Source organism: Streptomyces sp. NPDC001393 (genome assembly GCF_053597455.1).
Window position 1 is genome coordinate 1 of sequence record NZ_JBSFIH010000112.1, and the last position, 10,461, is coordinate 10,461.

Consider the following 10,461-nt stretch of genomic DNA (forward strand, 5'->3'; position numbering starts at 1 on the left):
TTCCTTCCACGACGCTTTTCCGATCTGTCTATCGGTCGTTGATGTGGGTTTCGGGAATTATGCGGGCCTCGTTTCCGTTCGGGATTGCGGTGTGCGCCCCCGGCCGGGGCCGCGGCCCCGGGGCCGCTGGTGTCGCCGGCGCGTGCGCATCGCGAGTGTTCCGGACGGACAGGCCGATGCACGGGAATCGCGGTGGTCTCCGTGATCCCGCTTGGCGCGTCGGCCGCGACCATGGACGCTCGGACGCGGCCGTGACGTCAAGCGGTCAGCCGATCGTGTCCGCCCACATGGTTGGCGCGCTGATTGGGCACAGCTGGCGTCGCACGATTGTCGTCCACCCGGGTGGAGAGAGGACGACCCGCAAGTCCTGGTCGGCAGTGATGATCACTGAGTGGTGTGCATCGTGAAGTAGCAGGTCACGGGCCTGGGGTGCGTCGGCTCCGGGGTACTCATGCTGCTGACGGGCGGGTGACTTCGGTGGAGATCGTCGGTCAGCGAGCGACTTCCCGGTTCGTCAGGACGAGCAGGGCCCGCACCAGCGCGGTCGCCCAATTCGGGTCGGTGCGGACCTTGCCGAGGACGCGCAGTTCTTCGGGTACGCGAAGCCGTGCTCGACCGGGGCCCGGACCGCGGCCAGCGCTCTATTCGACAGCTTCTGCCCCCTGGTCAGGGGCTTGTTGTGGGCGGCCTTGTAGCCGGTGATCACCGCCGGATGGGCGTCCGGGCCGCTGTCGTCGAGGCCGACGACGCCCAGGTCGGCGATCGCGCCGAGGCCGGCCGCGCGCAGGTGGGCGGTCAGTCCGTCGTGGCGGCAGGCGGTGATCTCCGAGGTGCGTCCGTGCCTCACCGCGCTCACCCAGACCAGGCGGCCCTTGTCGTCGGTGAGCGCGATCACGAGCAGGCCGTGGCACTTGTGCTTGATGCCCCTATGTTCGTCAAGCTGCGGTCGTGAGGGTCGGTCGCTGGATCATCAGGCTGTCGGTCGCACGTCATCATGTCGGCGCGTATCAGGGCGTAAATCTCGCGGGCTACGTTGCGCTTCAGGCAGCGCATTACCTCGCGCTTCCCCTTGCCCTCGGCGATGCGGCGCTCCAGGTAGTCGCGGGTGCGTTCGTCCTGGCGCATACGGGTGACCACGATGCGGTGCAACGCGGCGTTGGCCTGCCTGTCCCCGCCCCGGTTGAGCCGGCGGCGCTGGCTCTTGCCCGAGGACTGCTCGACAAGACTGACGCCGCACAGCGCGGCGAAGGATGCCTCACTGCCCAGCCGCTCAGGGTTGTCACCGGCGGCGATCAGCGGGGCCGCCGCGCTGTCCGGCCCGGTCCCGAACCGCTCCAGCAGGCTGGGCGCGGTGGCCTTGACCGCTGCGGTCATTCGCCGTCCGAGCACCGACGCAGAGTCCGCCGCGGAGCTCTACATCGCCCTCGAGGCCGTACGCCTGAGCGGGCGGCCGGGGTCACTCGGCCCGCACGTCATGCTGGGCTGAGCCAGGCGGTCCCCAGGTGCACCCCCGCACCGCCGCAGTGGCCGGGATCCTGAGTACGAGGCGCGAGCGGACGTGCCGTGATGGAGCGTCACAGGATGCGGGGCCGTACCACGCGGGCCGCCGCCGCCGCGTTGTACAGGGCGAGTTCCGCGTTCGGGCCGTGCGCCACGACGGAGCCCACGCTGCCGCGCCAGTCGGTGGTGCAGTCCACGGTCTGACCGCGCGAGCGGGACGGGAACAGCCGGGGGGAGCCCGGGTGGCCGGCCAGCAGCTCTTCGCCATCGAAGCCGTCGAACACGCCGGTCCGGTCCGCGATGAGGTGAACCTCCGACATGCCCTGCAGCGGGGTGAGGGGTGTGTCGAGCAGGGCCGGGCGCTGCCCGAGCGCCATGTCGATGAAGGCGTGACACAGGTTCATGTCGTACGCGCCGTTGATGAGACCGCCGACCATGCCCCCGCCCAGCCGGGGATTGATCTCCACGATCTCGAAGCCGTCGTTGGTGAGGATGAACTCGGTGTGGGAGAAACCGGAGTAGCCGATGCCGTCCAGAGCCGAGGCGACCAGGGTGGCCAGCTCGTCGGCCTGGAGCGCGGGGAAGGAGATGGGGAACGCCTCGGCCTCCTCGCGGAAGTACGGCAGCGAGGACATGAGCCGGCTGGTGACGCCGAGCAGTCGGGTCTCACCGCCCCAGCTCAGCGTCTCCGCACTGTACAGCGGGCCGGAGAAGTAGGGCTCGGCCGTCAGCACGCCACCGCGCAGCGAGGCGGCCCGGGCGGCGTCGAGCACGGCCGGGACGTCCTGCGGTCCGTGCGCCAGCCACACGCCCTGCTTCCGGTCCCGGACACGTCCTTGAGGATCACCGGATAGCTCAGTGTGCTCGCGAGGTCCTCGGCATCGGTGTCGAACGGGTCGACGGTCCGCTGCGCGGCGCGGGAGAGACCCGCGTCATGCAGATGGCGGCGCAGCGCCGCCTTGTCGCGCACCAGGCGTCCGGCCTCGGCGGGCTGGGCCGGCAGACCCAGCTCCGCGGCGACCCGCGGCGCGACCAGACTGCACACGTCGGTCGTGCTGATGAGCCCGGCCAGACCGTCGATCGCCCGCAGCTCCTTCACCACCCGGGCGGCGTCGGAGGTGTCCGTGTCGTGGACGACGAGCGAGCCGGGGGTGCACCGGTCCAGCTCGAAGGTGTACTCGGAACGGTCGGCGGTCAGCAGGTGGAAGGTGAGGCCCCGCTCCTGCGCGGCGGCCACCGCGCCGGCCAGGCCGAAGGTGAGCCATTCGAGAGCTGCGACATGCACGCCGGTTTCTCCGTTCGTCGTGGGTCGGGGGGAGGACACGCCGAGTATGTGCACGTTGCCGAACGGCTCTCCAGGGGGCACCGGACCCAGGTAACTGCAGCGCAGCAAGCTGAGGGACCCGGCAACCGAACCGGCCGTTGACAGTGCGGTGTCCACGGTGTTTTCGTGGCGGTCCCCGGGCCGGACACCATCGTCCCGGAGCGCGGACGAAGTCTGCGGGTCGGAGCGTTGCCCCGAGGGCGTCATTCCCGAGCGCCGCGCGGACCTCTTCCGCACGGTCGTGCCGTCTGCTGCGCCAAGGGGGATACATGCAGGCAGGTCTCACGACTCCGTACGCCGAACCGTTAGCCGAGACCGGCGATCCGGAGGAGCTCTACATGCTGGCCATCCGCTGCCAGATCCTCGACGTCGAACAGTCCGCCGAGGAACTCGGCTGGGATCACGCCCGGATGACCCAGGCGGTCGGGCTGCTGATGGAGGGAGGGCTCCTGCGGCCTCTGGCCGACGACCCCGGGACGCTCGTCCCGGTCGCGCCGCGCGCCGCCGCCTCGCGCAGACTGGCCCCGCTGCACACGCAGATCGCCCAGATGGAACGCCGTTCGGAGCAGATCCGTGCGGAGCTGGCCGTCTTCCAGGAGGTGCACGAGCGGGCCCTGCGCGAGACCGATCTGGCGCAGCCGTTGCAGACCATCACCGGAGCGGAGGCCATCGCCGCGGAGATCGCGGCGGCCGCCGAGGCGGGCCCCTCGGAGATCCTGGCCGTCTGCCTCGCCGGCAGCCGTGGCGGCGCCGCTCACCGCGGCGCCTGGGAGCTGCCGGAGCCGACGCTCGGCGGGCTCGGCGGGGCACGGTTCCTGTACCAGCACGTCAGCCGCTTCGACAGTCTGGCCAGAAAACGGGTGGAACGCATCCTGGCGGCGGGCGGAGAGGTGCGCACCGTCGGCGACTCGTTCGAGCGGATGATCGTGTTCGATCGCAAGCTGGCGTTCGTGCCTGCGGCCGACGACGCCGACTCAGCCGTGGCCATCCGTCAGCCGGCCATCGTGAACTTCCTGGTGACCGTCTTCGAGCGGGCGTGGGTGAGTGCCCGGCCGTTCGAGACCCAGAACCGCTCGGCGGACGTGAGCGAGGTGGTGTCCAGTGTCCGGATGTCCATCATCCAGCTGCTCGCGGAGGGCGAGACCGACGTGGCGATCGCCCGCCGCATCGGACTGAGCGTGCGGACCTGCCGCGCTCATGTGGCCAAGATCTACGAGGGACTCGGCGCACGCAGTCGCTGCCAGCTGGGCGTCCTGATCGCCCATTCCGGACTCCTCGACGAGGGGTGATCCGTTACGCCGACTGGGAGACGGGGTACGGGGCCCTCTAGGATGCGGGGCATGACTGACCCGGACTCCCCTGTGCTGTCCACTGCTCATCGGGATCCGGAACTCGGCTTCCCGCCACCCGGTGAGGTGCTGCACCGGCTCCGTACCCACAAAGGCATGTCACTGCGACAAGTGGCGGCGGAGTGCGGGCTGTCCGTGTCCTTCCTGGCCGCTCTGGAGCGGGGGGAGACCGACATCGCCCTGGAGCGGCTCGGCCGCCTGGCCAAGGTGTTCGGTCACGACGTCGGCTCGTTCCTCGGCTTCTCGCGGGGCCGGGCCACCCCGTCCGTGTTCCCCCGGGAGGAGCAGCACGTCCTCGACCGCGCACCGGGCGTCATCTACCGCGTGCTGCGCTCCCCCGAGCTCGGATACCAGGTGGTCACAGGGGACTTCGACCCGCACAGCGGCCTGGCCGAGGACCTTCAGCACGAGGGCTCGGACCTCATCGTGGTGACCCGGGGCACCCTGGTAGCCCGTTACAACGGGGTGGACCACGTCCTGTCGGCCGGCGACTGCATCCAGTGGACCGCCGGCTATCCCCACAGCTTCCGCAACGACAGCGACGAGCCTGCCCAGATGGTGGGAATCCTCTTCTCCAGCCTCTACTGAGAATCCTCCCGCCGAGACTCCCCGCACTGATACTCCTCCCGCTGAGACTTCTTCCTCGCGCCAAAGCCCCACGGAATCCGGTCCGTGGGGCTTTTCGCTGCCCGCACGCGCCCCCACACTCTCGCTCTGAGCGATATTTTGCTCTAGAGTGCTTTTTACTGCACAGAGGAAGGTCAACGTGACGATGCCGAACTCTCCCGTCGAGGGCTCCGAGCGAGCCCCTGCTCTTCGCCGCTTACCGGTCACCGCCGACGAGCCGCCCGGTGCGCGGCGCCCGGCCGATCTGGCCGCTCGCGTGGCCCTCGTGGTGGTGTGGAGCTCCGGCTTCATCTCCGGCAAGTTCGGCCTCCGCCACGCGGCGCCCTACACGTTCGCCACGCTGCGCTTCGCCATCGCGGGCGCGACCCTGCTGGGCGTCGCCGCGCTGCGTCGTGAACCGCTGCCGCGGGGGCGCCGGTTGCTGCACCTGGCGGTCGCCGGGACACTGGTCCAGGCCGTCCAGTTCTCCAGCATCTACATGGGCATGGACCTCGGCGTGCCCTCCGGGCTCGCGGCCCTGATCATCGCCCTCTACCCGCTCACGGCGTCGCTGCTCGCCGTGCCCCTGCTGCACGAGCGGGTCACGGCGGGCCAGTGTCTGGGCCTGGTCCTCGGCCTGGGCGGCGTGGTCCTCGCGGTCTCCGACGGGATCGACCTGTCGAGCGACGACCTGCTCGGGCTGGGTTTCCTGGTGTTCGGCCTGCTGGGCATCTCGGCCGGCACCGTCTACCAGAAGCGGTTCTGCGGCCGGATGGACCCGGTGGGCGGCAACGCGGTCCAACTCCTCGCCGCCGCAGTGGTCGTGCTCGTCCCCGCTCTCCTCGTCGAGGGCTGGGACGTCGACTTCACCACCTCCTACGCACCGGCACTGCTGTGGAGCGCGCTCATCAACTCGATCGTGGGGGTCGGCCTTCTCTACCGCCTCCTGCAGAGCCACGGGACGAGCCAGGTGAGCAGCCTCTTCTACCTCGTCCCGATGTGCACCGCGGTCCTCGCCGCGCTTCTCCTGGGACAGCGGCTGGGCCCGCTCACGCTCGGAGGACTGCTGCTGGCCACCGCCGGCACCCTCCTCGCCAACCGTGTCCGCCGCTGAACAGGCGGAGAGCCGGACCGCCGGCCCGGCTCTCCAGTCACGTCACCGTCACGCGGCTGGCGGCGCCCCGTGCTCCTGCATGTCGGCGATCAGGTCCTCGATGTCGTGGGCGCAGTCGCCGCAGCCGGTGTTCGCCCCGGTGGCCTCCCGCACCCCCTCGAGGTCGCGTGCCCCGGCCTCGACGGCGGCCAGCAAAGGTCGGTGTTGACGCTCGACGGCCCTGGACGTCGCCGCTCTGGCTGGAGGCATCAAGGCCCAGACCTGCACAGGCGTCCGTCCAGCGCCGACGAGCACCAGCGCCCGTCGACGGTGGTGGCGGCCCGCTGCACCGCATGTCGCCGCTCTGCCTTGAGACGTTGCCCGTCAGGGCCTCTTGGGGCATCCATACGGCGCCCACGCTACCGCCACCACCATGAGCACCAGGACCGCGCACGCTGTCTAAAGCGAGGCGTTGCCTGCCTGGCAGCCACGAGGTGTCGCGGTCCGGCCCTCGAACGCTCCTGGAACTACCGCTCCCTCGGAACGCCTTAACAAGGGATTAGGGTCTCTTGGTAGCTCGGGGTTGCGAAGCCAACCGAGATCCAGGAGACCCTGTTGCCGCAGTTGTACGTGCTCGCGCCGGTGGAGTTCAACTCGGTGTCTCCGTCGTATGATTGTGTCGCCCACCGGTTCGGAAACGCAGCCGATCACCCGGAACGTGTTCGGCGGTATCCGTCGGACATGACGGACGTGGAGTGGGCGGCGGTCCGGCCGCTGCTGCCGGTGCCGGCCTGGCTGCGCGGCCGGGGCGGGCAGCCGGAGAGGTACTGCCACCGCGCGATGTTGGACGCGATCCGCTACCTGGTTGACAACGGAATCAAATGGCGCGGTATGCCGGTCGACTTTCCGCCGTGGGACCGGGTATCTGCCTTCTTCCGCCGCTGGCGCGACCACGGCCTGGTCAAGGAATTCCACGACCGGCTGCGCGGCCAGGTCCGGACGAGGCTGGGTCGGGATGCCGAGCCGACGGCCGGTGTGATCGACTCGCAGTCGGTCAAGGCGGACGCCGTCGTCGGCGCCGACAGCCGCGGCTTCGACGGCGGCAAACTCATCAACGGGCGCAAGCGGCACGTCGTGGTCGGCACGCTCGGGCTGCTGCTGGGCGTCATGGTGACCGCCGCGGACACCGGCGACCGCATCGCCGCGCAGGTGCTGCTCGGGCAGGTCGCCGACATGCACCACCGGCTGGAGTTGGTCTGGGCCGACGGAGGCTACACCGGCGGCCTCGTCGAGCACTGCCTGGCCGCGTTCGCGCTGGTTCTGGCGATCGTGAAACGCAGCGACGACATACGCGGCTTCGTGGAGCTGCCCAAGCGGTGGATCGTCGAACGGTTCTTCGCGCACCTGATGCGAAGCCGCCGTCTGGTGCGCGACTTCGAGCGGCGCACCGCCAGTGCCGAGGCGATGGTCTACTGGTCGATGACCCTGCTCATGACGCGCCGACGTGCCCGGCCGGGCCCTGGGCGAGGGTGAACCGGCCCGGCGGCCGCTCGGCCAGCCAGCCCCGCGCGACCAGGCGTTTCGCCTTCGACCGCAGCGCCTCCACCTTGGCCGGCACCGCGTCCAGGCCGAACATCACGGCCAACTCCTGGCAGATCAGCGGCCCTTGATGGAGCCGGTGCCGGTCCGCGAGGGCCGCGAGGATGCGCTGATAGTCCACCGACAGCACCGACCAGGCCAGTCCCTCACGCCAGACCGGCACCTGCGACTTCGAGTTCGCCGCCTGCCTGGCCCCGGAGCACGTGCCAGCGTCCTGCGGCCGGGAGCGGCCTCCTGATCAGCGATGTCGCCGTCGTCCGGAGCCAGGACGGTGCCCACTCGCCTGCGGGCGATCGCCCACTCTTGCCACTCCCGCTCGGCCGCGGCCAGCTCGGCCTGGATGCGATCGGCTTCCTCACGCAACTCGTCGACTCGACGGCGAGCAGCGTGCTCGTGCTGTTCCAGCAGTCCGACGACGACGGCATCCGCAACCTCCCGGGGAGCGACGACACGACACGCCACCACTCCCACCGAGTCACCCACGCTATGCCTGACCAGCGAAAACGCCGCCCTCAGGTTCGGAACGACAACAGCCACTAAGGCCGGAGCTAGTTGGGGCCATGGATGATTGCGTTTCGGTCTTTGTCTGTCCGCTTCAACGCTAAGTTGGCGTAGTACTACGACAGTTGGATCAGGCTTCTCGTACAGGGGGAGTGGATGAGTACGGGAGACAGCTCAGACCTGGTCGAGGCGGTCGTGGCCGCGCTGGTGCAGGCGGCTTCAAGCGCGGCAGGGGCTGCCGGAACTGCTCTGGGCGCCGAAGCGATCGACTGGGTTCGGAACGGGCTGGGACAGCTGCCACGATGGACGCAGGCAGCCGCACAGGTGGACACAGCACCAGACGACGAGCAAGCACAACAGGGCTTGGCCACAGCAGTGAACGAACTGCTCAACCTCAACCCCGGCCTGGCGCAGGCGTTGGAATCTCGACTCACGCAGCCTGGCCAGCCTGGCCCGGTCCCGCCCCTGCCAACCGATCCGCCTACGATCACAATCGGCGAGCATGCTCGGATCGGTGGCGGTGCGGGGCCGACCGCCGTAGGCATGGGGAACAACGTCGCTGGTCGGGATATCCGCACCAAAGTCATCAACAAGCGTCGCAGCATCGGTGTGCTGATCGCTGTCCTGGTCGTGATGGCCGCCCTGATTGCCTTGGGCATTCACTTTGCCGGGCACTCCTCGAACCAGCCCGGCCTTGGCCTGCCAGAACACGTCGCTAAGCCGCTGACCAACATGGAGCAGGTCAAGGCCGTTCTGCCGGACCTCCATGCTCTCCCCGCCGGCTGGCAGGAGACTGAGCCCGCGGTGGCGAATCCCGGCGGGGAATGCATCGGAGCCGCCACTTCCTCGGGCCCAATGGGAGACCTTTGCCGACAGGTGGTCGCATCTGCCAGCGCCCGGTTCGATACGGCGGAACCTGGCGGTAGCGTGTTTTTCATGGTCGTTGCGGGCCCCAGCACCTCATGGGCCGATCGGATGTACGACCAGTACCTTCAGTACTTTGATGATGGCACGACTAGCCCCGTCGCCTTCCCGGCATTCGGTGATCGCTCCTCTGTTCGCCAGGGTTCAGGCGAAACCTCGGTCCTCATACGAACCGGCACCGTTGTTGTCAGTGTCGTCTACACCATCGTTTCCAACTACGACGCTTCTCCAAGCGCCAACGACACACAGCGCGCCAGGCAGACCGTGATCCCACTCGCCAGCATGATCACTACCCGCGCTCAACAGGCCCAGGCTGGCCAGACCCCCACGGCCTCAGCTCGCTGACCTGAGACGCCATCCGCTTTCCGAGCGCAGCCAGCATCACCACAAAACTGAAGGACGTCTTCACCAACAACTGGGGCTGGAACAACAACTGCGCGAAGGAGGACCGCGAAACAGCGACGAAGCCGCCGGCGGTCCAGGCGGCCAAGAACCTCTCCGACAAGACCACCGACGGCCTCGTCAACACCACCGGCCAGGCCAGCCTGGGCTTCCTCGACGGCATGACCTTCGGCGGCTTCAGCTACTTCAGCGGGGCCCAGATCACGTGCCCCTCGGCGTACAACTTCGGGCTGTACGCGAGCATGGTGCCCTTCCCTGTCGAGGGTGCCGGGAAGCGCCTGGCAGCAGAAGAAGGCCTTTCCCTCCTTCCGAAGGCAATAAATTTGCCCTCATGGAAGAAGGTCACCGTGGATATGGTTCACGTGCTGGAGCGGCACACGGCGGAGGGTAAGATCTACCTGCAGAGCAAGATAAAGACGAAGTACCCGGACCACATGTCCCCGAAGAAGATCGAATCAACCATCTTGACGGCCTACCGGTTTGCCACAGTAGCCGGTCCTTCTCAAGGCCCCGAGTGTTCCTCCGAGGAATGGCTGAAGGGTTGGAGATCGAGATGTGGTTGAACAAGGAGACCAAAGTGATCGAGACTGCCTATCCGGTCTGGCGGTAGCCATGGAGTTCCGACTGCACTGCGACCCTGACTCCCTGGATATGGCTCGATCTGGTGCCATCTGGGGAGGCGTGTGGATCGAGTTGTACGGTGAGGCTTTCCCAGAAGCCGGCTGGAACGACATGTCGGTGGCCTTCGCTGGTGATCTCGTAGAGGTGCTTTCTTCCATTGTGGAAGGGAAGGAATACTCCCACCGAATTCGCTTCTACGACGGCCCCTACTGGATTACGGTGGGCCGTTCGGACTCTGGAGAATTCGTCGTGAAGCAAGGTGAAGGTGACCGGGAAAAGGGTCAGGTGCAGTTTCCCGTCGAAGCGGTCATGAAGGGCGTCCGATCGACCGCCTCGGCTCTCCTTGGTGCCTGCCGGACAAGACAATGGGGGGACAATTCAGACGTTGTCCGCCTGGCGCGAGCCTTGGAATTGCTGGACTGGCAGGATGATCGAGTCGGCTGAGCTTAAGAGGTTGTCTCACGTGGTGACGGTGCGAGCTGCGGCATGATGTCTCTTCGTGGGTGTCGATCTGTCGCAGCGGCTGGTTCCTGACGGTCTGT

The 10,461-nt window shown here is 68.1% G+C and carries 12 protein-coding genes and 2 pseudogenes; 8 read left to right on the forward strand and 6 right to left on the reverse strand.

What is annotated here, in order from left to right:
- Positions 1-514: 514 nt before the first annotated feature.
- From ACWC2T_RS45045 to ACWC2T_RS45060, 4 genes and pseudogenes are all read right to left on the reverse strand, one after another.
- Positions 515-895 (reverse strand): transposase family protein, encoded by a 381-nt coding sequence (locus tag ACWC2T_RS45045; RefSeq protein WP_450676088.1) that lies wholly within the window; start codon positions 893-895, stop codon positions 515-517.
- Positions 892-1,386, reverse strand: a pseudogene (locus ACWC2T_RS45050) (transposase); the annotation flags it as partial. The gene ACWC2T_RS45045 and the pseudogene ACWC2T_RS45050, both read right to left, overlap by 4 nt.
- Positions 1,387-1,574: 188 nt before the next feature.
- The gene (locus ACWC2T_RS45055; RefSeq protein ID WP_450676089.1) at positions 1,575-2,273 is read right to left on the reverse strand and encodes a hypothetical protein; all 699 of its coding nucleotides are present in this window, start codon (positions 2,271-2,273) and stop codon (positions 1,575-1,577) included.
- Positions 2,228-2,785 (reverse strand): hypothetical protein, encoded by a 558-nt coding sequence (locus ACWC2T_RS45060; RefSeq protein WP_450676090.1) that lies wholly within the window; start codon positions 2,783-2,785, stop codon positions 2,228-2,230. The genes ACWC2T_RS45055 and ACWC2T_RS45060 overlap by 46 nt, the downstream gene beginning before the upstream one ends.
- A gap of 308 nt (positions 2,786-3,093) precedes the next feature.
- Here ACWC2T_RS45060 and ACWC2T_RS45065 point away from each other — a divergent pair, with 308 nt between their 5' ends.
- The 3 genes from ACWC2T_RS45065 to ACWC2T_RS45075 all read left to right on the forward strand — a co-directional run bounded on the left by ACWC2T_RS45065 (position 3,094) and on the right by ACWC2T_RS45075 (position 5,893).
- Positions 3,094-4,113, forward strand: a complete 1,020-nt coding sequence (locus ACWC2T_RS45065; protein WP_450676091.1) for a LuxR C-terminal-related transcriptional regulator — start codon at positions 3,094-3,096, stop codon at positions 4,111-4,113.
- A gap of 51 nt (positions 4,114-4,164) precedes the next feature.
- The gene (locus ACWC2T_RS45070) at positions 4,165-4,761 is read left to right on the forward strand and encodes a cupin domain-containing protein (RefSeq protein WP_450676092.1); all 597 of its coding nucleotides are present in this window, start codon (positions 4,165-4,167) and stop codon (positions 4,759-4,761) included.
- A 184-nt stretch (positions 4,762-4,945) separates the two neighbouring features.
- Entirely contained in the window at positions 4,946-5,893 is a 948-nt protein-coding gene (locus ACWC2T_RS45075) for a DMT family transporter (protein WP_450676098.1), read from the forward strand.
- Between the two features lie 48 nt (positions 5,894-5,941).
- On the opposite strand, the gene ACWC2T_RS45080 is transcribed toward ACWC2T_RS45075, so the two are convergent.
- Positions 5,942-6,142, reverse strand: coding sequence for a (2Fe-2S)-binding protein (locus ACWC2T_RS45080; protein ID WP_450676093.1), 201 nt, complete (start codon positions 6,140-6,142; stop codon positions 5,942-5,944).
- Between the two features lie 471 nt (positions 6,143-6,613).
- Between ACWC2T_RS45080 and ACWC2T_RS45085 the strand changes: the two genes are divergently transcribed.
- Complete coding sequence (locus ACWC2T_RS45085) at positions 6,614-7,405, forward strand: IS5 family transposase (RefSeq protein WP_450676094.1); 792 nt, start codon at positions 6,614-6,616, stop codon at positions 7,403-7,405.
- On the opposite strand, the pseudogene ACWC2T_RS45090 reads toward ACWC2T_RS45085, so the two are convergent.
- Positions 7,362-7,879: pseudogene (locus tag ACWC2T_RS45090) on the reverse strand (hypothetical protein). The gene ACWC2T_RS45085 and the pseudogene ACWC2T_RS45090 sit on opposite strands and share 44 nt — an antisense overlap.
- Here ACWC2T_RS45090 and ACWC2T_RS45095 point away from each other — a divergent pair.
- The 4 genes from ACWC2T_RS45095 to ACWC2T_RS45110 all read left to right on the forward strand — a co-directional run bounded on the left by ACWC2T_RS45095 (position 7,775) and on the right by ACWC2T_RS45110 (position 10,363).
- Positions 7,775-8,011, forward strand: coding sequence for a hypothetical protein (locus ACWC2T_RS45095; protein ID WP_450676099.1), 237 nt, complete (start codon positions 7,775-7,777; stop codon positions 8,009-8,011). The pseudogene ACWC2T_RS45090 and the gene ACWC2T_RS45095 overlap by 105 nt on opposite strands.
- Positions 8,012-8,128: 117 nt before the next feature.
- On the forward strand, positions 8,129-9,241 hold the full coding sequence (locus tag ACWC2T_RS45100) for a hypothetical protein (protein ID WP_450676095.1): 1,113 nt from the start codon (positions 8,129-8,131) through the stop codon (positions 9,239-9,241).
- Between the two features lie 218 nt (positions 9,242-9,459).
- A complete protein-coding gene (locus ACWC2T_RS45105; protein ID WP_450676096.1) occupies positions 9,460-9,861 on the forward strand; it encodes a hypothetical protein in 402 nt (133 codons plus the stop codon).
- 118 nt (positions 9,862-9,979) lie between these two features.
- The gene (locus tag ACWC2T_RS45110; RefSeq protein ID WP_450676097.1) at positions 9,980-10,363 is read left to right on the forward strand and encodes a hypothetical protein; all 384 of its coding nucleotides are present in this window, start codon (positions 9,980-9,982) and stop codon (positions 10,361-10,363) included.
- Positions 10,364-10,461: the final 98 nt, after the last annotated feature.

Bases quoted from the DNA above. Each gene is read 5' to 3' on its own strand.
- ACWC2T_RS45065 (WP_450676091.1), top strand. From the start codon at position 3,094: ATGCAGGCAGGTCTCACGACTCCGTACGCCGAACCGTTAGCCGAGACC.
- ACWC2T_RS45070 (WP_450676092.1), top strand. From the start codon at position 4,165: ATGACTGACCCGGACTCCCCTGTGCTGTCCACTGCTCATCGGGATCCG.
- ACWC2T_RS45075 (WP_450676098.1), top strand. From the start codon at position 4,946: ATGCCGAACTCTCCCGTCGAGGGCTCCGAGCGAGCCCCTGCTCTTCGC.
- ACWC2T_RS45080 (WP_450676093.1), bottom strand. From the start codon at position 6,142: ATGCCTCCAGCCAGAGCGGCGACGTCCAGGGCCGTCGAGCGTCAACAC.
- ACWC2T_RS45085 (WP_450676094.1), top strand. From the start codon at position 6,614: ATGACGGACGTGGAGTGGGCGGCGGTCCGGCCGCTGCTGCCGGTGCCG.
- ACWC2T_RS45100 (WP_450676095.1), top strand. From the start codon at position 8,129: ATGAGTACGGGAGACAGCTCAGACCTGGTCGAGGCGGTCGTGGCCGCG.
- ACWC2T_RS45105 (WP_450676096.1), top strand. From the start codon at position 9,460: ATGACCTTCGGCGGCTTCAGCTACTTCAGCGGGGCCCAGATCACGTGC.